General features: G+C 67.1%; 18 protein-coding genes and 1 riboswitch. Of the genes, 14 read left to right on the top strand and 4 right to left on the bottom strand.

The genetic code is table 11. The features are described 5' to 3' along the window. Positions 1 to 62: 62 nt before the first annotated feature. On the bottom strand, positions 63 to 1841 hold the full coding sequence (fliF, locus tag PXJ20_RS01545; RefSeq protein ID WP_277597005.1) for a flagellar basal-body MS-ring/collar protein FliF: 1779 nt from the start codon (positions 1839 to 1841) through the stop codon (positions 63 to 65). 392 nt (positions 1842 to 2233) lie between these two features. On the opposite strand from fliF, the gene fliE reads away from it, so the two are divergent. From fliE to PXJ20_RS01520, 5 genes are all read left to right on the top strand, one after another. Further along, complete coding sequence (gene fliE, locus PXJ20_RS01540; protein ID WP_126878147.1) at positions 2234 to 2569, top strand: flagellar hook-basal body complex protein FliE; 336 nt, start codon at positions 2234 to 2236, stop codon at positions 2567 to 2569. 229 nt (positions 2570 to 2798) lie between these two features. Next, positions 2799 to 3233 (top strand): flagellar export chaperone FliS, encoded by a 435-nt coding sequence (gene fliS / locus PXJ20_RS01535; RefSeq protein ID WP_026120906.1) that lies wholly within the window; start codon positions 2799 to 2801, stop codon positions 3231 to 3233. Then, on the top strand, positions 3230 to 3562 hold the full coding sequence (locus PXJ20_RS01530; protein WP_017772108.1) for a flagellar protein FliT: 333 nt from the start codon (positions 3230 to 3232) through the stop codon (positions 3560 to 3562). Before fliS ends, PXJ20_RS01530 begins: the two co-directional genes overlap by 4 nt. A 166-nt stretch (positions 3563 to 3728) precedes the next feature. Next, positions 3729 to 5408, top strand: a complete 1680-nt coding sequence (locus PXJ20_RS01525; protein WP_421030011.1) for a flagellar hook-length control protein FliK — start codon at positions 3729 to 3731, stop codon at positions 5406 to 5408. Continuing rightward, the gene (locus PXJ20_RS01520; protein ID WP_199544745.1) at positions 5408 to 5827 is read left to right on the top strand and encodes an EscU/YscU/HrcU family type III secretion system export apparatus switch protein; all 420 of its coding nucleotides are present in this window, start codon (positions 5408 to 5410) and stop codon (positions 5825 to 5827) included. The genes PXJ20_RS01525 and PXJ20_RS01520 overlap by 1 nt, the downstream gene beginning before the upstream one ends. A 107-nt stretch (positions 5828 to 5934) precedes the next feature. On the opposite strand, the gene PXJ20_RS01515 is transcribed toward PXJ20_RS01520, so the two are convergent. Next, positions 5935 to 7353, bottom strand: coding sequence for a coniferyl aldehyde dehydrogenase (locus PXJ20_RS01515; RefSeq protein ID WP_421030010.1), 1419 nt, complete (start codon positions 7351 to 7353; stop codon positions 5935 to 5937). 171 nt (positions 7354 to 7524) lie between these two features. Next, positions 7525 to 9216: an isovaleryl-CoA dehydrogenase gene (locus PXJ20_RS01510; protein ID WP_421030009.1), complete on the bottom strand. Its 1692-nt coding sequence runs from the start codon at positions 9214 to 9216 to the stop codon at positions 7525 to 7527. Between the two features lie 427 nt (positions 9217 to 9643). On the opposite strand from PXJ20_RS01510, the gene PXJ20_RS01505 reads away from it, so the two are divergent. Continuing rightward, positions 9644 to 11272, top strand: a complete 1629-nt coding sequence (locus PXJ20_RS01505) for a GMC family oxidoreductase (RefSeq protein ID WP_421030008.1) — start codon at positions 9644 to 9646, stop codon at positions 11270 to 11272. A gap of 79 nt (positions 11273 to 11351) precedes the next feature. On the opposite strand, the gene PXJ20_RS01500 is transcribed toward PXJ20_RS01505, so the two are convergent. Continuing rightward, positions 11352 to 12296 (bottom strand): LysR family transcriptional regulator, encoded by a 945-nt coding sequence (locus PXJ20_RS01500; protein WP_126878153.1) that lies wholly within the window; start codon positions 12294 to 12296, stop codon positions 11352 to 11354. Between the two features lie 113 nt (positions 12297 to 12409). Between PXJ20_RS01500 and PXJ20_RS01495 the strand changes: the two genes are divergently transcribed. From PXJ20_RS01495 to PXJ20_RS01460, 8 genes are all read left to right on the top strand, one after another. Beyond that, positions 12410 to 12868, top strand: coding sequence for a CidA/LrgA family protein (locus tag PXJ20_RS01495; protein WP_026120904.1), 459 nt, complete (start codon positions 12410 to 12412; stop codon positions 12866 to 12868). A 46-nt stretch (positions 12869 to 12914) separates the two neighbouring features. Next, positions 12915 to 13649, top strand: coding sequence for an LrgB family protein (locus PXJ20_RS01490; protein WP_017772100.1), 735 nt, complete (start codon positions 12915 to 12917; stop codon positions 13647 to 13649). Positions 13650 to 13755: 106 nt separating this feature from the next. Then, a riboswitch (S-adenosyl-L-homocysteine riboswitch) is annotated at positions 13756 to 13904 on the top strand. 32 nt (positions 13905 to 13936) lie between these two features. Continuing rightward, entirely contained in the window at positions 13937 to 15358 is a 1422-nt protein-coding gene (ahcY, locus tag PXJ20_RS01485) for an adenosylhomocysteinase (protein ID WP_017772099.1), read from the top strand. A gap of 151 nt (positions 15359 to 15509) precedes the next feature. Further along, a complete protein-coding gene (locus PXJ20_RS01480) occupies positions 15510 to 15863 on the top strand; it encodes a phage holin family protein (RefSeq protein ID WP_017772098.1) in 354 nt (117 codons plus the stop codon). A 15-nt stretch (positions 15864 to 15878) separates the two neighbouring features. Continuing rightward, positions 15879 to 16709 carry a methylenetetrahydrofolate reductase [NAD(P)H] gene (gene metF / locus PXJ20_RS01475; protein ID WP_017772097.1) on the top strand — a complete coding sequence of 277 codons (831 nt, stop codon included), beginning with the start codon at positions 15879 to 15881 and terminating at the stop codon, positions 16707 to 16709. A gap of 283 nt (positions 16710 to 16992) precedes the next feature. After that, on the top strand, positions 16993 to 18624 hold the full coding sequence (locus PXJ20_RS01470) for an ABC transporter substrate-binding protein (RefSeq protein ID WP_421030007.1): 1632 nt from the start codon (positions 16993 to 16995) through the stop codon (positions 18622 to 18624). A 131-nt stretch (positions 18625 to 18755) separates the two neighbouring features. Next, positions 18756 to 19766, top strand: a complete 1011-nt coding sequence (locus PXJ20_RS01465) for an ABC transporter permease subunit (protein ID WP_421030006.1) — start codon at positions 18756 to 18758, stop codon at positions 19764 to 19766. A gap of 76 nt (positions 19767 to 19842) precedes the next feature. Next, positions 19843 to 20760 (top strand): ABC transporter permease subunit, encoded by a 918-nt coding sequence (locus PXJ20_RS01460; protein WP_126878156.1) that lies wholly within the window; start codon positions 19843 to 19845, stop codon positions 20758 to 20760.

Below are 20760 nucleotides of genomic sequence, written 5' to 3'. Positions count from 1 at the left end.
GGTTATTCATCGCTGGGTCATTCGTCACTGGGTCATTCGTCACTGGGTCATTCGTCACTGGGTTATTCGTCACTTACCCAGCTCTTGACCACGGTGGCCACGATCTTCGGATCCTGGCGCGCGATCGTGCGGGCGTACTCGAGATTGCGTTCGAACTTGTGCTTCTGGTTTTCGAAGGCCAGCTGCGCGAGTTCCGATTCGTCTTCGCCCAGCTTCTCGACCGGCGTCACGCCATCGAGCAGCAGCGGCTCGTCGGGGCCGGCCAGCGCGGCGGCCGCGGGCGCCTCCGGCGGCGGGAACGCGCGCCGCATGGCGGGCTTCACCATTGCGAAGTACAGGAACAGCGCCACTGCCGCGATGCCCACCCACGTGCCGATCTGCTTGGCGAGCGCGATCATGTCGGGCTGGCGCCACCACGGCAGGTTGGCGTTCGGGTCCACGTCCGTGGTGAACGCGGCGTTCACCACGTTCACGGAGTCGCCGCGCTTGGCGTCGTAGCCCATGGCGTCCTTCACGAGCTGCTCGACCTGGGCGAGCTTTTCGGCGGAGAGCGGCTGCATGGTGGCGTGACCCTTGGCGTCCACGAGCGGCTGGTAGTTCACCACCACCGCCACGGAAAGCCGCTTGATGTCGCCCATGGCGCCCTGCACGTGGCGCACGGTGCGGTCCAGTTCGTAGTTCGTTGTCTGGTCCTTGCGGTCGCTCACCGGCGTGGCGGGGGCCGCGCCGCTCGCACCGTTCGGCGCGACGACGGGCGCGGAAGCCGGTTGCGGCGGCTGGTTCGAGAGCGCGCCGGGCACGCCGGAGGCACCGCCCTGCGACATCTCGGTCGCCGTGCTGGTCTGCTGGCTGCGAATGGCGGCCTGCTGCGGCGTGCCGTTCGGCCCGTAGGTTTCGGCCGTCTGCTCCATCTTCGAGAAATTCAGGTCGGCGCTCACCTGCGAGCGCGCGTTGCCGGCGCCGAAGAGCGGGGCGAGGATCGCGTCGATGCGCTGCTGCGTGGTGCGCTCCACCTGCTGCACGTACTTGAGCTGCGAGGCATCGAGCCCGGCGCCCGAAGACGACTGGGTGAGCAGGTTGCCGTCCTGGTCCACGATCGTGACGTTGCGCACGGGCAGGTCCGGCACCGCGGACGACACCATGTGCGTGACCGCCGACACCTGGCCTTCGTCGAGCACGCGGCCCGGGTACAGGTTCACGAGCACGGAGGCCGACGGCGCTTCCTTGTCGCGCACGAACACCGAGGGCTTCGGAATGGCCAGATGCACGCGCGCCGAGTGCACGCTGGAAATGGATTCGATGGTCTGCTGGAGTTCGCCTTCCAGCGCGCGCTGGTAGTTCACCTGCTCGGCAAACTGGCTGATGCCGAATTTCTGGTTGTCCATCAGCTCGAAGCCCACTGCGCCGCCCTTGGGCAGCCCCTGGGAGGCAAGCCGCAGGCGCAGTTCGTGGACCTGGTCGGCCGGCACGAGAATGGCGCCGCCGCCGTCGCTGAAGCGGTAGGGAACGTTTGCTTGTTGCAGCGCAGTAATGATGGAGCCGCCGTCACGGTCCGACAGGTTGCTGTAGAGCACCTTGTAGTCCGGCGCGCGCGACCACAGGATCAGGCCGGCCACCACGGCCACGAGCAGGGCCACCGCGAAAATGAGCGGCGCGCGCGGGTTGCCGCGCATCTGCCGCAGGCCTTGCAGCGACGACAGCCGTTGCGCGAAACCGCCGCCCAGGTCGTCCGCGGCGCCCGGCTGGCCGCCGGCGGCGGGCGTGCCCGCGCCCGGCTGGCCTGCGCCGGCGAGGCCCATGCGGGCGTCGGGGTTGATCAACGAGTTGGCAGACGAATCCATGCTTCGGGTATCTCCGGAATGCGGGCGTCTGGCGAGCCGGTGGGTGCCGGGGCTGCGGAGGCCATTTCCTTGCCGCGCCGGCCTGGGCGCGTTCCGGAATACCTCGCGTCAACTACCCCGGGGGCGTACGGACGCAGACTTTCATGCCACCGATTATCCGCATGACCCCGCAACCCTATTGTCCGAATAGAGCCGGGTTTTCCCCCTTCTTTCCGGTCTTTCGGAAAGACCCCACTGCTATGCTTTTCGTCAAGGCTGGACCAGGTGTCGCACGGGCCGCAGGTGTGCCGCATAGGCGTTGTTCGCGTGCCGCATCCGCCCCGCGCTGTTGCCCGGTCATTCCCCTGTAACGGGCAGCGCCGGACCGGCCTTCCCATGCTCCTGGAGACATCATGACTTTGCCCGTGAACGCGCTTTCGTCGGCGCTCTCGCAAATCCAGTCGATGGCGGCGCAGGCCGCCGGCGGCTCGCAGAAGGCCGAGGAAAGTTCGGGCGCCGCGACGCCCGGCGGTTTCGCCTCGGCCCTCAAGGCGTCGCTCGACAAGATCAGTTCGGACCAGAAAAGCGCCGTGGGCGAAGCCCAGGCGTTCGAACTCGGCGCCTCCAACGTGTCCCTCAACGACGTGATGGTGGACATGCAGAAGGCCAACGTCGGCTTCCAGTTCGGCCTGCAGGTGCGCAACCGGCTCGTGTCGGCCTACAACGACATCATGCAGATGTCGGTCTGACGTCAGGCTGTCCCGCGTCGATTCGACCCCCAATGTCCGCGGCGGCTTGCAGCCGTCCCGAACGGCGAGGCGCAGGTGCTGCGCGCGTGCGTTCGGGCGCCATGGACTCCCCTGAAGCAGGCTAAAGCTTCCCCGCGTTCTTCCGATAACACGGCTACAGAGGTCGCCTTGCATGTGCGCATGCGAGGCGGTCTCACCGTACCCACCGACCCTAGAAGAGGAGCGCCCCATGTTTTCCCCAGCCCATTCAGGAGCCAATGCGTACGCACGCGTAGGCGTCGAAACTGGGGTGATGGGTGCCAGTCCGCATCGTCTGATCGCCATGTTGTACGAAGGCGCACGCAAGGCGATCGCGCAGGCTCGCATGCACCTTCAGCAAGGCAACGTCGCGGCGCGCGGCGAGGCGATCGGCAAGGCGATCAACATCGTGCAGAACGGCCTGCAGGTGTCGCTGAACCAGGAGGCGGGCGGCGAGATCGCGCAACGGCTCGATGCGCTTTATACGTACATCGGGCGGCGCCTCGTGGAAGCAAACCTAAAAGAGAGCGAAGCGATGCTGATCGAAGTGGACGGTCTTATCGCGACGCTCGAAGAAGCCTGGTTGGGCATAGCCCCGGAGATCGCGCGGATGGCGGGACAGCCATCCGCGGAAACGATGAGATGAATTCGAAAGCAGAATATTTCGCCCGTTACGAGGCGATTGCAGCGCTTTCCGGGCGGATGCTCACGGCGGCTCGCGAAGCGCTCTGGCACGATCTGATCGGACTGCAGGACGAGTACCGGCGTCTCGTGGAGGCGCTCAAGGAGGCCGAGCAGGGCGTGAAGCTGAGCGACGCCGAACGGATGCGCAAGTACGACCTGATTCGCCGGATTCTCGCCGACGACGCGGCCATTCGCGACCTCGCGAGCCCGCGCATGGCGCGGCTTTCGCGGCTTTTTTCCGGCGCGTCGCATCCGGCGCGCGTGTTGCAGGAGTTATACGGCGCCCCCTGAAGTTGCCACAGACGGGCGCGGCGGACGTTTTCGGGGCAACCAACGAGTAACCAACGACTTAGGCCGGCAGGAACCGGCGCGAGGCCCGCGCCGCCGCGACGCCCGGTCTTGAACCGCTGGCTGCGGCACGGGCCGGCGGCGCGGGGCGACGCATCTTGGGGAGCGCATGAACGGAATCGAACCGGTAGCGGCTGCGCTCGCCGCGAGCCGCCTCGACAGCCTGCTCACGACCGGCCCGACAGGCGCCGCGGGTGCCACGCAAGCTGGCGCGTCGGCGCTTGCGGCCGGCACCGCTGCGCAGCCCGGCGCGGTTCCGGCGCCACCGCCGCCGCCTCCCGCATCGGCCCAGACCGCACTTTCCGCCGTGGCCCTTACGCTCGACGCCATCGTGCGCTCGGGCGGCGACGCCACGCCCGCCGTGATCGGCACCGCGCCCATCTGGCCTGCGGCGCCGGCACTCGACGTCCATACCATTCAGACCGCCCAGACCGCGGATAGCGCGGCGTGGTCCGCTTTTGTGGCGGGGTCGGCGGTTGCGGATCTGCTGGACGGGACGGGGGAGGGCGCTGCCGGCTCGGCCGTGTCTACTGCTTCTACTGCTGCCCAGGCGGGCGGCGCGGCTGCTGCTGGCACGGCGGGAACAACTGCGTCGGCCTCTGGCGCCAGCGCCCAGGCGACGGGCACGGCAAGCGCCATCGTCGCACCGGTTCAGGTGCCTGTTACCGCGCTGGCGGCTGCGCTTGCCCAGACCGTCTCCGAAAGCGGCCTCTTCTACGAAGCGCACCTTGCTCAATGGCTGGCCGGCATGCGCACGCCCGCGCAGCTCGCGGGCGAGCCGCAGAACCAGCTTGTCGCCGCGGCGGCCGCCATGCCGTCCGACTGGACGGGCGCCTCCGACGACCTCGACGCTCCGTGGACCGGCCCCGGTTCCGCCGTCGCGTTCGGGCAGCGCTTTGCCGCCTCCAGCGACGCGAACGCCGCTTCCGCCGGCGCTGGCCGCGCATTCGGCGCGCCGCCTCAGGCGGCGGGCGCGGTCGGCCCGTTTCATGGCGAGCCGGGCGCCTACGCGGCGGCGTTCACGCCGCCCTCGGCGCAGACCTTGCGCGCGCTGCTGCACGGCGGCGGCGCCTCGCAAACGCAGGCGTCTGCTTCGGCCGATTCCGCGCAAGCCAATGCCGCTGCCGTGCATCCGGCGACGATTCCCGTGGTGCGACAGCAGCTCGATCTGCTCGCGACCGGCCAGTTTCGCTGGACCGGCGAGGCGTGGCCGGGCGTGCGGCTCGACTGGACCATCGAGGAAGAGGGCGGCGAGCGCTCGCGCAGCGCGGGCATGGAGGCGGGCGAGTTGCCGTGGCGTACGCGCGTCACGCTTTCGCTGCCCACGCTCGGCACCGTGGATGCCGAACTCACGCTGACGGGCGACGGGCTCGTCGCGCGCGTGCAGGCGAGCCCGGGTGGCGCGTCGCGGCTGGCGGCGCAAAGCGAGACGTTCCGGCGCGCGCTCGCGGCGGCGGGCATTGCGCTGCACGGGCTGTCGATTCGGGAGATTGGCGGCAGCACGCTTGCCGAAGACGCTGAACCGCTGGCGGCGGGCTTGGGGCCGCGGCCGTTCCAGCCGGACCAGGCCCGCCAGCCGAGACCGGCCGCCGAAGCCGCGAGCGCCTATGCGCGAACCGCCGCCGATGCGCAGATCCAGATCCCCGGCGCTGTGCCCGCCGATGCCGCCGATTCAGCGGACGAAGCCGGCGCACGGGCAGACGCCGCACATCCCGCGTCACCGGTCACCGAAGGGCCGCTTCCCGTGGCCTCCCGCACGACCCACCTCGACTTCGACTGGGACATCTGATGAGCCGCACGCAACGCAAGAGCGCGGCTGCGCTGCTCTACGACGCCCAGAACGACGCCGCTGCGCCGCGCGTGGTGGCGAAGGGCTACGGGCTCGTTGCCGAGATGATCGTGCAGCGCGCGAAGGAAGCCGGGCTCTACGTGCACGAAGCGCCGGAGATGGTTTCGCTCCTGATGCAGGTGGACCTCGACGCGCGCATTCCGCCCAAGCTCTATCAGGCCGTGGCCGAACTGCTCGCGTGGCTGCATCGGCTTGAAAGCGGGGTGGATGATCGTGCTGCGGCCGAGGCGGGAAGTGAGGCGAACGGGGCCGCAGCGGGCGGCGGGTCCGGCGGGCCGGGCGGCCCCGGTGCCGGGCCTTCTACGCCCTTGCTCGGCGGTCCGCCGCCCGGCGGGTTCCCGCGTTTGCCGGGCAGCTAGGTCGGCAAACCAGTCCTTCGCCTTGTCCCCTCCCGGCTTCCCCGCCGCGCCGTAGCGGTCTTTCGAGCGCTTTCCCGCCGTCGTCCGAGCCCGACCTCTACGCTTTCCTAAAACCGCAGCATCGTCTTGATCAATTGCTCGAACACCTTGCCGTAAGGCGGTGCCACGAGGTTGCGCGTGTTGAGGCGCGCCTGCGTGAACACGGGCTTCATCTTCGAAAACGTCACGAAGCCGTCGTAGCCGTGGTACGCACCCATGCCGCTTGCGCCCACGCCGCCGAAGGGCAGGCTCTCGCAGGCAAGGTGCATCAGCGTCTCGTTGACGGCCATGCCGCCCGCGATGGTTTCGCGCGTCACGCGCTCCACCGTGGCCGCGTCGTCGTCGTAGAGGTAGAGCGCGAGCGGCCGCGGCCGCGCGTTGATGTAGCGGATGGCGTCGTCGATGGTGTCGTAGGGCACCACGGGCAGGAGCGGCCCGAAGATTTCCTCCTGCATCAGCGCGACGTGGTCCGGCGCACCCGTGACGGCGGTGGGCGCGAAGCGCCGGCTTGCGGCGTCGGACGGCGTGTCGGCCAGCGCGTGCAGTTGTGCGCCCGCGGCCTGCGCTTCGTCGGCGAGGCGTTGCAGCCTGGCGTAATGCCGCTCCGAGATGATCGTCGTGTAATCGCGGTTGCGTGCGAAATCCGGATACAGCTTCGCGATGCGGGCGCGGGCGCGCGCGATGAACGCGTCTTCGCGGCCGCGCGGCACGAGCACGTAGTCGGGCGCGACGCACGTTTGCCCTGCGTTCAGCGTCTTGCCGAGCAGCAGGCTGTCCACGGCGTAGTCGAAGCGCGCATGCGGCCCGATGACGGCGGGCGACTTGCCGCCCAGTTCCAGCGTGACCGGCGTGAGGTTCGCCGCGGCGGCGCGCATCACCTCGTGACCCACGCGCGTGGAGCCCGTGAAGAGCAGGTGATCGAACGGCATGCCGGTGAAGGCGGCGCCAATGTTCGCGTCGCCATTCACCACGGCCACGTGGTCGCGCGAGAAGGTCTTCGTGATAAGCGTCTCGAACAGTGCCGAGGTGCGCGGCGTGAACTCGGACATCTTGATCATGGCGCGATTGCCTGCGGCGAGCGCGCAGATGAGCGGGCCTGCCGCGAGCAGCACGGGATAGTTCCACGGCACCACGATGCCCACCACGCCGAGCGGCTGCGGCACCACCTTCACGCGCGCGGGACGCAGCCAGCGGTTGGGGCTGCGCCGCTGCGGCTTCATCCAGCGATTGCCGTGCTTCAGCGCTTCGTCGATTTCGCTCTTCGCCAGCAGAAATTCGGCGAGCAGCACTTCCTGTTTCGCGCGATTGCCGAAGTCGGCGCTCATGGCCTCCGCCAGCGCGTCGCGGTTGTCGAGCAGCATGGCGCGCAACGCCTTGAGATGGCGTGCACGCTGCTCCCACGACGGATACGGCGCGCGCAGATACGCTTCGCGCTGCTCGCGCAGCAGGGCGTCGAGTGCGGCTAGATCCGGCAAGTCGTTCTTCATGCTGTGCTCTCCCTGGTGGTGCTGGTGATGCCGCTCCTTTTGGCAGCGGCGATGCGCGGTCTGTGGTTTTGAGTCGCCGCGTTGTGTTCGGGTGTTGCCGTAGTTGGTTGGCGTTGGTTGGCGTTGGTTGGCCCGTTTGGCTCTTTCAAAGCGTGGACGAGGCTTCACGCCTCAGGCTGGAAACGCGCGCGCGACGAGCGCCGCGTGATCGAACGCGGCCGGCAGCGTGCCGTAGACACGGCCGCCTGTTGTCCCGCCCGATGCGCCGTTGCCTTCGCCGGCAAGGCGCGTCGCGATGAACGCATCGGCCACGTGCGCCGGCGCATGGCGCACGAGCAGTACGGCCTGCGCGATCAGCACGAGCTGCTGGGCGATGCGGCGCGCGCTGGCTTCGCGCGTGGCGGGGTCGCCCTGCAGCGTGGCAAGCAGGTTGACGAGCGCCGCGCCCAGCGCCGGGTGTCCCTGCGCGTCGTCGCGCCATGCGGCGAAGAGCGCCTGAGCTGCATCGGCTTCGCGCTCCATGGCGCGCAGCACGTCGAGGCACATCACGTTGCCCGAGCCTTCCCAGATCGAGTTCACCGGCGCCTCGCGGTAGAAGCGCGCCATCGGACCTTCTTCCACGTAGCCGTTGCCGCCCCACACTTCCATCGCCTCGCCCGTGAATTCGAGCGCGCGCTTGCAGACCCAGAACTTCGCGGCGGGCGTCACGATGCGGCGCCACGCGCGCGCTTCGGGCGTGCTCGCGGCATCTTCGAAGGCACGCGCGAGGCGCATGAACAACACGGTGGCCGCTTCGGATTCGAGCGCGAGGTCGGCCAGCACGTTCTGCATCAGCGGCTGGTCCGCCAGGTGGCGGCCGAATGCGGTGCGGTGCCGCGCGTGGTGAATGGCCTGCACGAGCGCCGCGCGCATGAGCGCCGCGCTGCCTATCACGCAATCGAGCCGCGTGTAGTTCGCCATCTCGATGATGGTGGGTACGCCGCGCCCTTCGTCGCCCACCATCACGCCCCACGCGTTCAGGAATTCGACTTCGCTGCTCGCATTCGACCGGTTGCCGAGCTTGTTCTTGAGCCGCTGCACCTGCACGGCGTTCTTCGAGCCATCCGGCGCGAAGCGCGGCACGAAGAAGCACGAGAGCCCTTCGTGCTCACCCGTGCGCGCGAGCACCAGATGCGCGTCGCACTGCGGCGCGGAAAAGAACCACTTGTGGCCGACGAGCCGGTACTCGCCGCCGCGTCCGCTGCTGTCGAGTGCATGCGCTTCGGTGCGGTTCGTGCGCACGTCCGAGCCGCCCTGTTTTTCGGTCATGCCCATGCCGATCATCATCGAACGCTTCTGCGTGTAGGGCAGGTCGCGGGCGTCGTGATCGCGCGAATAGAGCGGCGCGCGCAGCGTTTCGAAAAGCGCGGGCTCGCGTTGCAGGACGGGGATGCTCGCGAAGGTCATGGTGAGCGGGCACAGCGAGCCGGATTCGAGCTGCGCGTGCAGAAAGTAGCCCGCGCAGCGCGCGGCCATGGCGCCGCGTTGAGGGTCCGAGAACGGCAGTGCGTGCAGACCCTCGCGACGCAGCAGCGCGAGCAGCGTGTGCCAGGACGGATGGAATTCGAGCGCGTCGATGCGTTCGCCGCGCGGGTTGTGCGTGGCGAGTTCGGGCGTGTGACGGTTCGCGAGGTCGGCGAGGGCGATTACGTCTGGCGTGGTTAGCGCGGCGCCATCGCGCGTGAGCGCTTCGGTGTGCCAGCCGGCGCCTTCGCGCTCCACGGCGGCTGCCAGCGCCGCGTCGCGCGTGAACAGGTTGTAGTCCGCTAGCGGCGGCACCTGGTTGGTCACGTCGTGCGTCTTGCCGAAGGCATGCGCGTCCATGTTGCTGTCTCCATGTGTCCGTCGGCTGGTGAGCTCGAATTCGTCAGCCGGCGCGAGCCGTGATCTAGACGGCGGTTGTCTGGTGTTTTCGTTGCTTGCTTGGGGCGCCGGTGAGGCGTTCCGCGCACCGCCGGCTCGCCTCTGTTTGATTGTCTCGCGCGGTGGCGCGCGGCGCGTTGTTCATGCGATTCGCGTGCGTTTGAACACGTCGTTCAGCGGCCGCTGAAGTCTGCGCCGAGGCGCCGGGGCGCCCGCGCGCGGTGCTTCATCATAGGTGCGCCGACCGTCCCACGTTTAGAGGGATCGCTCTGGCACGAACGCGCCGTGCCACGGTAACGGTCCCTACAATGCGCAAAAAACACACGTAGACAAGTGTGCACGAGACACCGCCAGGCGACAAAACGCGGGCGAAAATCAGGAGGAGCACATGGAGTTCGACTACATCATCGCCGGGGCGGGTTCCGGCGGCTGTGCACTGGCGAGCCGCCTCGCGGATCTCTGTCCCGACGCCACCATCGCCCTCGTCGAGGCCGGCCCGCACACGGAGCACAACCTCTTCGTCAACATGCCGGTGGGCGTGGCGGCCGCGGTGCCGTTCCGCATGAAGACCAACTACGGCTATGAGACGGCGCCGCAGCCCGGACTCGCCGGGCGCCGCGGCTACCAGCCGCGTGGCCGGGGCTTCGGCGGATCGAGCGCGATCAACGCGATGATCTACACGCGCGGGCATCCGCTCGATTACGACGAATGGGCCCAACTGGGTTGCGAGGGCTGGTCGTGGGGCGACGTGCTGCCGTACTTTCGCCGTGCCGAGGGCAACGAGCGCGGCGCGAACGCGTGGCATGGCGCCGATGGGCCGCTCACCGTGTCCGACCTACGCTTTCGCAATCCGTTTTCGGAGCGCTTTTTGCAGGCTGCCGTCGAGGCGGGCTTCACGCCGAACGACGACTTCAACGGCCCGCTGCAGGAAGGCGTCGGCTTCTATCAGGTGACGCAGCGCGACGGCCGGCGTTGCAGCGTGGCGCGTGCCTACCTCTACGATCGTGCGCAGCCGAACCTCACCACCATCGCGGATGCCGCGGTGCTGCGCGTCACCTTCGACGGGCGCCGCGCGACCGGCATCGAAGTGGCACGCGCCGGCCGCATCGGGCAACTCACGGCGCGCGCCGAGGTCGTGCTCGCGGCGGGCGCGTTCAATTCGCCGCAACTGCTGATGTGCTCGGGTATCGGGCCGGGCGCCCAGCTTCAGGCGCTCGGGCTGCCCGTGCTCTACGACGCGCCGGAGGTGGGCCGCAATCTGATCGACCACATCGACTTCACGCTCAACAAGCGCGTGTGGTCCAGCGAGACGACGGGCTTCTCGCTGCGCGGCTTCGCGAAGATGGTGCCCGCGTTCTTCACCTTCATGCGCGACGGGCGCGGCATGCTGACGAGCAACGTGGCCGAGGCGGGCGGCTTCATCAAGAGCCGGCCGGGGCTGGATCGTCCGGACCTGCAACTGCATTTCTGCACCGCCATCGTGGACGATCACAACCGGCACATGCATTGGGGGCACGGCTATTCGCTGCACGTCTGTGTGCTGCGTCCCGCGAGCCGCGGCACCGTGACGCTGGCGAGCCCGGATGCGCGCGTGGCGCCGGTGATCGATCCGCAATTCCTCTCGGACCCGCGCGATCTCGATCTGCTCGTGGAAGGGGCGAAGCTGGCGCGGCGCATCGTGGAGGCGCCGTCGCTCGCGAGTGCAGGCGGCAAGGAGCTTTACACGAAGCCGGGCCAGACCGACGCCGAGTTGCGCGAGACCATCGCGCGCCGGGCGGACACCATCTATCACCCGGTGGCCACGTGCCGGATGGGCGGCGACGCCCGCTCGGTCGTGGACCCGCAACTGCGTGTGCGCGGCGTGCAAGGGCTGCGCGTGGTGGACGCCTCCGTGATGCCGACGCTGATTGGCGGCAATACGAATGCGCCGACGGTCATGGTGGGCGAGCGCGCTGCCGAATTCATCGCGGCGGCGCGCCGCGCGCAGCCCGCGACGGTGCTGGACGTGGCGGCTTGATGTGCGCGCTTGGCTCGGGGGTCTGGGTCAGGCATCCGGGTTAAGCGTTGGAGTCAGACGCCCAAGCCAGACGCCCGAGTCAGCCTCCCGCGATGCTGCCCGTCGGGTCCAGTCCGTGAATCTGCATGAAGTCGCTGCCCGCCACGCCGGGCAGCGTTTCGCGCGCCACGTCGAGCCAGGCGCGCGCCGCATTCGATAGATAGCCGTTGCGCCGCCAGCCCACGGCCATGTCCCAGGGAATCTGCGGGTCGGTGACGGGCAGGCACGTGAAGCGCGTGGCGTCCAGCCGCCGGCAGTAAGGCGCCGGCAGCAGCGCCACGCCCACGCCCGCCAGCACGAGCGCGGCCATGAAGTCCCAATGCCCGCTGCGTCCGACGATGGCCGGCGTGAAGCCCGCCTTGGCGCACGCGTTCAGCACGACGTCGTTGAGCGCGAGGCTCTCGCCGTAGAACACGAACGACTCGCCCGCCAGATCGGCCAGCGGCACCGCCTGCGCGTCGTCCCAGCGCGAGCCGCGGCGCGCCACGAGCCAGAGCAGTTCGCGGGTGAGCGGCAGCACGTCGAAGACTTCGGGGTTCACGGGTTGCAGCACGCCGCCCAGTTCCAGCTCACCGGCCATCAGCGCGGCCTCGATGGCGCGCGAGCCCTGTTCGAACAGTTTCAGTTCCACCTTCGGGTAACGCTGCCGGAATGCCGCGATGGCGGGCGTGAAGAGCGAGCCGCCCATTGGCGGAATGCCGATGGTGAGCTGGCCGCGCCCCAGCGTGCCCAGGTCCTTGAGTTCGGCCTGAAGCTGCGCGTGCGCGGCGAGCACGTCCTGGCCGCGCTGGTAGACGATGCGGCCGGCGTCGGTGAGCACCATCTGGCGGCCGTCGCGCAGGAGCAGCGGCGAGCCGATCTCGTCCTCCAGCGACTTCACCATTTTGCTGATGGTGGGCTGCGTCACGAACATGAGTTCCGCGGCGGCCGTGAAGCTTTGCTGGCGGACAACCTCGACGAAGTAGCGAAGGGCACGCAGTTCCACGATGAGAGGCTCCGGAATTCCAGTTTGGAATGATTTGGATGATTCTAAGTCATTATATTTATGCTGCGTCGCAACCTATACTCGTTCGCATACGAAGTCACTAAGGGTTTGCCATGACTGCTCACCGTTTCTCCGCTGTTGTCTCCCCGGCGCGTTCGGCTGGCTTGATGCGCGTCGCGCGCATCGCCGTGCAGTCGGCCGCGCTGGCGGGCATGTGGTTCGCGGCTGATTTCACGGTGCGCGCGCTTGACCTGCCGGTGCCTGGCGGCGTGGTGGGCCTCGTCGTGCTGCTCGCGCTGCTGTTCTCCGGCGGTATCGCGCCGCGCTGGGTGAAGGCGGGCGCGGACTGGCTGCTCGGCGACATGCTGCTGTTCTTCATTCCAGCCGCGGTGGCTGCCGTCCAGTACGGCGGGCTCTTTCGCGAGGACGGCTGGCGCCTCGCGCTCGTGGTGATGGCGGGCACGCTGATGGTGATGGTGGCAGTGGCCGTCGCAGTGGATCTGGCCGCGCGCTTCGAACGGCGCCTCGCGCTGCGGCGCGTGCTCACGGCGCGCGCCGTGGCCCGCGTCTGAGCGGGCGGGTCCGAATCGATATGGCGCGGTAAGCAAGGACTGACTCATGAGCACCCTTTCGGGCACGTTCTACGCCTCCCTTTTCGCGGACGACGCCTCGCGGCTCATCGCGGCGGGCTGCTTCGTGCTGACGGTGGTGCTCTATTTCGCTTCGAAGTGGCTCTACGCGCGCTTTCCGAAGCCGTGGCTCACGCCGCTCCTCACGGTGCCGGCCGTGCTTGCCGCCATCGTGCTGGTGCTGCACATTCCTTACCCCGTGTACTTTCAGGACACGCGCTGGCTGATGTGGCTGCTGGGCCCCGCCACGGTGGCGTTCGCCGTGCCGATCTACGAGTACCGCGAACTGTTGAAGCGCCACTGGATTTCACTCGCGGTGGGCGTGACGGTGGGAATCGTCGTGGCGGTGGGCGGGTCGCTTACGCTCGCGAAGCTGCTGCATCTGTCGCCCGAACTGCAGCGCAGTCTGATGACGCGCTCGGTCTCCACGCCGTTTGCGCTCGCTGTGTCCGACAAGATTCACGCGCCGAAGGATCTGACCGCGCTCTTCGTGATCGCCACGGGCGTCTGCGGGATGCTGTTCGGCGAACTCGTGCTGGCGCTCGTGCCGCTCAGAACGCGCCTTGCGCGCGGCGCGCTGTTCGGCGCGGCCGCGCATGGTGTGGGCACGGCGAAGGCGCGCGAATTGGGCAGCGAGGAAGGCGTGGTGGCGAGCCTCACGATGATGATCGCGGGCGTGACGATGGTGCTGCTCGTGCCGCTGCTCGAACTGCTGCCCATCTGACCCTTCACATCCGCGTCTGGTACCGCTCCCGGCGCGCTTACGCCCACCGCTTACGTCCACCGTTTCTCGCTTTCGCGCCGTCAAACATTTGCTACAATCGCGCCTTGTCTCCGAGGAGCGCTGCGACGGACCTGCCATCCCCCTGATGGTATTCACGGCCCGCCAGGCTCGGAGGCTTTCAATCCGGTCTTCCTTTCCATATGCAGCGCGTTTCGCGCGCGGGCAGGAAGCCGCATCGAACGGCGCTCACGTCATTAATTTCTAGTCTTTTTAGAAAGGAGGGCGTGATGAACGCCGCAGTTTTCGAATCGAACCCGTCCCAGGATTACCTCGTTGCCGACCTCTCGCTTGCCGCGTGGGGCCGCAAGGAACTCAACATTGCCGAGACCGAAATGCCCGGCCTCGTGCAGATTCGCGACGAGTACAAGGCGCAGCAGCCGCTGAAGGGCGCGCGCATTGCGGGCTCGCTGCACATGACCATCCAGACCGGCGTGCTGATCGAGACGCTCAAGGCACTGGGCGCCGACGTGCGCTGGGCCTCGTGCAACATCTTCTCGACCCAGGATCACGCCGCCGCGGCCATCGCCGAAGGCGGCACGCCGGTGTTCGCGTTCAAGGGCGAATCGCTCGACGAATACTGGGAGTTCACGCACCGCATCTTCGAATGGCCGAACGGCGAGTTCGCCAACATGATCCTGGATGACGGCGGCGATGCCACGCTGCTGCTGATTCTGGGCTCGAAGGCCGAGAAGGACCGTTCGGTCATCGCCACGCCCACCAACGAGGAAGAAGTCGCGCTGTACAAGGCGATTGCGCGGCACCTCGACGCCGATGCGACGTGGTACTCCACGCGCCTCGCGCAGATCAAGGGCGTGACCGAAGAGACCACGACCGGCGTGCACCGCCTGTACCAGATGGAGAAGGAAGGCCGTCTGCCGTTCCCGGCCATCAACGTCAACGACTCGGTCACCAAGTCGAAGTTCGACAACCTGTACGGCTGCCGCGAGTCGCTCGTGGACGGCATCAAGCGCGCAACGGACGTGATGATCGCCGGCAAGATCGCCGTGGTCGCGGGCTACGGCGACGTGGGCAAGGGCTGCGCGCAATCGCTGCGCGGACTGGGCGCCACGGTGTGGGTCACGGAAATCGATCCGATCTGCGCGCTGCAGGCCGCGATGGAAGGCTACCGCGTCGTGACGATGGAATACGCCGCCGACAAGGCCGACATCTTCGTCACCGCCACCGGCAACTACCACGTCATCAACCACGACCACATGAAGGCGATGCGCCATAACGCGATCGTCTGCAACATCGGCCACTTCGACTCGGAAATCGACGTTGCTTCCACGCGCCAGTACCAGTGGGAAAACATCAAGCCGCAGGTCGATCACATCATCTTCCCGGACGGCAAGCGCGTGATTCTGCTGGCCGAAGGCCGCCTCGTGAACCTGGGCTGCGCGACGGGCCACCCGTCGTTCGTGATGTCGAACTCGTTCACGAACCAGACGCTCGCGCAGATCGAACTGTTCACGCGCGGTGCCGAGTACGGGAACAAGGTCTACGTGCTGCCGAAGCATCTGGACGAGAAGGTGGCGCGCCTGCATCTGGCGCGTATCGGTGCGCACCTCACCGAGCTTTCCGACGACCAGGCGAAGTACATCGGCGTCGAGAAGACCGGTCCGTTCAAGCCGAACCACTACCGCTACTAAGTCCCGTGCGGCGTGTTCCGTGCGGCCCGCCTGCGCGCGGCCCGCACGGACGCGCGGCGAGCCTCCAACCGAACCCTGATCGCGCGCCCATCGCCTCTCGAGCGCGATCACGATAACGACGCAACAAGGCAACAAGCGTAAGGAGCCTTCCATGACCGTGCTGCTGACCTGGCTGATCAACGCGCTCGCGCTGCTGATCATTACGTGGCTCGTGCCGTCGATTCATATCCGCAGCTTCGGCACGGCGCTGATCGTCGCGATCGTGCTGGGCCTCATCAACGCGCTGCTGCGTCCGGTGCTGATCCTGCTCACGCTGCCCGTCACCATCCTGACGCTCGGCCTCTTCATCCTCGTCGTGAATGCGCTGTGCTTCTGGCTCGCGGCGTCGCTGTTGAAGGGTTTCGAGGTCTCGGGGTTCTGGTCCGCGTTCTTCGGCTCGATTCTCTACAGCATCATTTCGTGGTTGCTCTCGGCGCTCGTTTTCGGCAATCGCAGCCTCGGCTGATGCCTGTTTTCCGCCATGAACCCGATCGAACTTTCATTTGAATTCTTCCCGCCGAAGACGCAGGAAGGCGTGGAAAAGCTGCGCGCCACGCGCGCGCAGCTTGCGCCGCTGAAGCCGAAATTCGTCTCCGTGACGTTCGGCGCGGGCGGCTCCACGCAGCAGGGCACGCTCGACACCGTGCTCGACATTGCGAAGGACGGCATTGAAGCCGCCCCGCACCTGTCGTGCATCGGCTCTTCGAAAGAGAGCCTGCGCGCCATTCTCAACCGCTACCGCGAAAGCGGCATCCGTCACATCGTGGCGCTGCGCGGCGACCTGCCTTCGGGCATGGGCGAAGTGGGCGAGCTGCGCTATGCCTCCGAGCTGGTGAGCTTCATCCGCAACGAAACCGGCGACTGGTTCCGCATCGAAGTGGCCGCGTATCCCGAATACCATCCGCAGTCGCGCTCGCCGCGCAAGGACATGGAAAATTTCGCGCACAAGGTGAAGGCCGGCGCGAATTCGGCGATCACGCAGTACTTCTACAACGCGGACGCCTATTTCCGTTTCGTGGACGATGTGCGCAAGCTCGGCGTGGACGTGCCCATCGTGCCCGGCATCATGCCCATCACGAACTTCTCGCAGCTCACGCGTTTTTCGGAAATGTGCGGCGCCGAGATTCCGCGCTGGGTGGCGCGGCGTCTGGAAAGCTTCGGCGACGACCGCGAAGCGATTCGCGCGTTCGGTCTCGACGTGGTGACGGACCTGTGTCGGCGCCTCGTGGATGCGGGCGTGCCCGGCCTGCATTTCTATACGCTCAACGCCGCGACCGCCAGCAAGGCGATCTGCGAGCGGCTGGGTCTGTAATCGCTTCATCGGGCACCCGCCGCACGGCGGGTGCCCGTTCCTCGTCTGCCTGCGGCGGACGCTTTTTGTTGTCCCCTCGGCTCCATCGTGCTTTCGCGGCACGGCCTGCCGCAGCCGGATTCCTCCGCGGCACTTTCCCGCATCGTTCTCCGCTGGCCGCGACACGCGGCAAAACGCCTTGTTGCAGCCCCGCCATGCGGATTTTCGTCTGCTTGTGACGGGCGGCGAAGGTCAGTAATATCGCGCTACGCTGGCTCCGGCCGGCTCCGATCCTGGAGGAAACATGAAGCAAAACAACCTGTTGCGCACGGCGCGGCTCACCATGCTGGCAACCGTCGCAGCGGCATCGATGGCAGGCGCCCAACTGGCGAACGCCGCCGATATTCCCAACAAGACCCTCGTCTACTGCTCAGAAGGCAGTCCCGCGGGCTTCGATCCGGCGCAGTACACCACGGGCGTCGACTTCACGGCGAACACCTTCACCGTCTACAACCGTCTCGTGGAATTCGAGCGCGGCGGCACGAAGGTCGAGCCGGGCCTCGCCGAAAAATGGGACGTCTCGCCGGACGGCAAGACCTACACGTTCCACCTGCGCAAGGGCGTGAAGTTCCAGACCACGTCGTTCTTCAAGCCGACGCGCGAATTCAACGCCGACGACGTTGTCTTCACCTTCGAGCGCATGCTCGATCCGAACCAGCCGTTCCACAAGGCCTACCCGGTGCAGTTCCCGTACTTCACCGACATGGGCCTCGACAAGCTGATCGCGAAGGTCGAGAAGGTTGACCCGTACACGGTGCGCTTCACGCTCAACGAGGTGAACGCGCCGTTCATCCAGAATCTGGCGATGGAATTCGCCTCGATCCTCTCGGCCGAATACGGTGACCAGCTGCTCAAGGCCGGCAAGGCCGCGGACATCAACCAGTATCCGGTGGGCACGGGTCCGTTTATCTTCCGCAGCTACACGAAGGACGCGACCATCCGCTTCGACGGCAACCCCGACTACTGGAAGCCGGGCGCGGTGAAGATCTCGAAGCTGATCTTCTCGATTACGCCCGACGCGAGCGTGCGCGTGCAGAAGCTCAAGCGCAACGAATGCCAGGTGATGAGCTATCCGCGCCCCGCCGACATCGCGCCGCTGAAGGCCGAGTCGGGCATCGCGATGCCGTCGCAGCCGGGCTTCAACTTGGGCTACCTCGCCTACAACGTCGAGCACAAGCCGCTCGACAAGGTGGAAGTGCGCGAGGCGCTGGACATGGCGATCAACAAGAAGGCGATCATCGATTCGGTCTACCAGGGCGCCGGCCAGGCGGCCACGAACCCGATGCCGCCCACGCAGTGGTCCTACGACAAGAACCTGAAGGCCGCCGCCTACGATCCCGAGAAGGCGAAGGCGCTGCTCGCGAAGGCCGGCTACCCGAACGGCTTCGAGATCACGCTGTGGGCCATGCCGGTGCAGCGTCCGTACAACCCCAACGGCAAGCTGATGGGCGAGATGATCCAGGCCGACTGGGCGAAGATCGGCGTGAAGGCGAAGATCGTCACGTATGAATGGGGCGAGTACATCAAGCGCGCACACGCGGGCGAACAGGACAGCATGCTGATCGGCTGGACGGGCGACAACGGCGACCCCGACAACTGGCTCGGCACGCTGCTGGGCTGTTCCGCGATCAACGGCAACAACTTCTCGCGGTGGTGCTACAAGCCGTTCGACGAACTCGTGCAAAAGGGCCGCGAAACGAATAGCCCGGCCGAGCGCACGAAGCTCTACACGCAGGCGCAGCAGATCTTCGCGCAGCAACTGCCGTTCTCGCCCATTGCGCACTCCACGGTCTATCAGCCCGTGAGCAAGAAGGTGACCGACATGCGCATCGATCCGCTCGGCTACGCGCGCTTCGACGGTGTCGGCGTGCAGTAAGGCGCAAGCACTACGCTTTTCGCACCGTTTGCATAGCAACTAGAAAACAGGTCGAAAAAGGTCCGGCGACGGGGGCATGAGCCCCTTGTCGCCGGTTGCGTTTTCATCTCCCCCAATCAAGGGAACGAACCATGTTCCGATTCGTCTTGCGCCGCATCGGGATGGTGATACCGACCTTCATCGGCATCACCATTCTGGCGTTTGCGCTCATCCACCTGATTCCGGGCGACCCGATCGAGGTGATGATGGGCGAGCGCGGCGTCGACCCGCAGATGCACGCCGAAGCGATGCATCGCCTGGGGCTCGACGAGCCGCTGCCCATGCAGTACCTCCATTACGTCGAGCACGCGTTGCAGGGCAACCTGGGCACGTCCGTGGTCACCAACACGAGCGTGATGAGCGAATTCCTCGCGCGCTTTCCGGCCACCGTCGAACTGTCCATCTGCGCGATGCTGTTCGCGCTCGTGGTGGGCCTGCCTGCCGGCGTGTTCGCGGCACTGAGGCGCGGCACCGTGGTGGACCACGGCGTGATGGGCACGGCGCTCACCGGCTATTCGATGCCGATCTTCTGGTGGGGCCTCATTCTCATCATGGTGTTCTCGTCGAATCTGGGCTGGACGCCGGTGTCCGGCCGCATTGCCGTGGAGTTCGACATTCCGCACGTCACGGGCTTCATGCTGATCGACGCGCTGCTTTCCACCGACGAAGGTGCGTTCCGCTCCGCGGTGAGCCATCTGATCCTGCCGTCCATCGTGCTCGGCACCATTCCGCTCGCGGTGGTGGCGCGCATGACGCGCTCGTCCATGCTCGAAGTGCTGCGCGAGGACTACATCCGCACGGCGCGCGCCAAGGGTCTGTCGCCCGTGCGCGTGGTGGTGGTGCATGCGCTGCGCAATGCGCTCATTCCGGTCGTCACGGTGATCGGTCTGCAGGTGGGCACGCTGCTCGCGGGCGCGGTGCTGACCGAAACGCTCTTTTCGTGGCCCGGCGTGGGCAAGTGGCTGATCGACGCGATTTCGCGCCGCGATTATCCCGTCGTGCAGGGCGGCATTCTGCTCATCGCGACGCTCGTGATCGTGGTGAACCTCGTCGTCGATCTGCTGTACGGCGTGTTGAATCCGCGCATTCGCCACACGAGGTAACGCCGTGCAAGCAACCAACCGTATCCGGCGGGCGCCTGTGCAGGCGGCCCGCATCGTTCCGAGGGAGGCCTGACGCATGGCCGACATTCAAAACACCGTGCCCCAGGCGGTGACGCCGCCCAGCGGCCGCGCGCTCGCCGCGCGCGAGTTCTGGGCCAACTTCTCGCGCAACCGCGGGGCCGTGGGCGCCGGCGCGATCGTGCTGCTGCTCGTGTTCGTCGCGATCTTCGCGCCGCTCATCGCGCCGCACAGTCCCATCGAGCAATACCGCGACTTCGTGAAGATTCCGCCCGCGTGGCTCGAAGGCGGCAACTGGAAGTTCATTCTGGGCACCGACGAAGCGGGCCGCGACATCCTCTCGCGTCTCATGTACGGCGCGCGGCTGTCGTTCTGGATTGGCTGCGTTTCGGTCGTGCTCGCGCTGATTCCGGGCGTCGTGCTCGGGCTCGTGGCCGCGTTCTTCGAGAAGTGGGCCGACACGCCCATCATGCGGCTCATGGACATCCTGCTCGCGCTGCCTTCGCTGCTGCTCGCGGTGGCGGTGGTTGCGATCATCGGTCCGGGGCTCACGAACACGATGCTCGCCATCGCGATCGTCGCGTTGCCCGGGTACGTGCGGTTGACGCGCGCCTCGGCGCTCGGCGAATTGCAGAAGGAGTACGTCACCGCGTCGCGCGTGGCGGGCGCGGGCACGCTGCGGCTGATGTTCTCGCAGGTGCTGCCCAACTGCACGGCGCCGCTCATCGTGCAGGCCACGCTCGGTTTTTCGTCGGCCATTCTGGATGCCGCGGCGCTCGGCTTTCTCGGCCTCGGCGTGCAGCCGCCCGCGGCCGAGTGGGGCGCGATGCTCGCCTCGGCGCGCGACTACATCGACAGCGCCTGGTGGATCGTGACGATGCCCGGCCTGTCCATTCTGATTTCGGTGCTCGCCATCAATCTGCTCGGCGACGGGCTGCGCGACGCACTGGACCCCAAACTCAAACGGATGGCCTGA

Origin of the sequence: Paraburkholderia sp. A1RI_3L, from assembly GCF_048957895.1 — a bacterium.
Taxonomy (GTDB): Bacteria; Pseudomonadota; Gammaproteobacteria; order Burkholderiales; family Burkholderiaceae; genus Paraburkholderia; species Paraburkholderia kururiensis.
Note: the sequence above shows the minus strand (reverse complement) of the source record. Positions and strands in the feature narration are given on the sequence as shown.

Excerpts from the sequence above, each read along its gene's own strand:
- fliF (WP_277597005.1), bottom strand. The coding sequence starts at position 1,841 with ATGGATTCGTCTGCCAACTCGTTGATCAACCCCGACGCCCGCATGGGC.
- fliE (WP_126878147.1), top strand. The coding sequence starts at position 2,234 with ATGACTTTGCCCGTGAACGCGCTTTCGTCGGCGCTCTCGCAAATCCAG.
- fliS (WP_026120906.1), top strand. The coding sequence starts at position 2,799 with ATGTTTTCCCCAGCCCATTCAGGAGCCAATGCGTACGCACGCGTAGGC.
- PXJ20_RS01530 (WP_017772108.1), top strand. The coding sequence starts at position 3,230 with ATGAATTCGAAAGCAGAATATTTCGCCCGTTACGAGGCGATTGCAGCG.
- PXJ20_RS01525 (WP_421030011.1), top strand. The coding sequence starts at position 3,729 with ATGAACGGAATCGAACCGGTAGCGGCTGCGCTCGCCGCGAGCCGCCTC.
- PXJ20_RS01520 (WP_199544745.1), top strand. The coding sequence starts at position 5,408 with ATGAGCCGCACGCAACGCAAGAGCGCGGCTGCGCTGCTCTACGACGCC.
- PXJ20_RS01515 (WP_421030010.1), bottom strand. The coding sequence starts at position 7,353 with ATGAAGAACGACTTGCCGGATCTAGCCGCACTCGACGCCCTGCTGCGC.
- PXJ20_RS01510 (WP_421030009.1), bottom strand. The coding sequence starts at position 9,216 with ATGGACGCGCATGCCTTCGGCAAGACGCACGACGTGACCAACCAGGTG.
- PXJ20_RS01505 (WP_421030008.1), top strand. The coding sequence starts at position 9,644 with ATGGAGTTCGACTACATCATCGCCGGGGCGGGTTCCGGCGGCTGTGCA.
- PXJ20_RS01495 (WP_026120904.1), top strand. The coding sequence starts at position 12,410 with ATGACTGCTCACCGTTTCTCCGCTGTTGTCTCCCCGGCGCGTTCGGCT.
- PXJ20_RS01490 (WP_017772100.1), top strand. The coding sequence starts at position 12,915 with ATGAGCACCCTTTCGGGCACGTTCTACGCCTCCCTTTTCGCGGACGAC.
- ahcY (WP_017772099.1), top strand. The coding sequence starts at position 13,937 with ATGAACGCCGCAGTTTTCGAATCGAACCCGTCCCAGGATTACCTCGTT.
- PXJ20_RS01480 (WP_017772098.1), top strand. The coding sequence starts at position 15,510 with ATGACCGTGCTGCTGACCTGGCTGATCAACGCGCTCGCGCTGCTGATC.
- metF (WP_017772097.1), top strand. The coding sequence starts at position 15,879 with ATGAACCCGATCGAACTTTCATTTGAATTCTTCCCGCCGAAGACGCAG.
- PXJ20_RS01470 (WP_421030007.1), top strand. The coding sequence starts at position 16,993 with ATGAAGCAAAACAACCTGTTGCGCACGGCGCGGCTCACCATGCTGGCA.
- PXJ20_RS01465 (WP_421030006.1), top strand. The coding sequence starts at position 18,756 with ATGTTCCGATTCGTCTTGCGCCGCATCGGGATGGTGATACCGACCTTC.
- PXJ20_RS01460 (WP_126878156.1), top strand. The coding sequence starts at position 19,843 with ATGGCCGACATTCAAAACACCGTGCCCCAGGCGGTGACGCCGCCCAGC.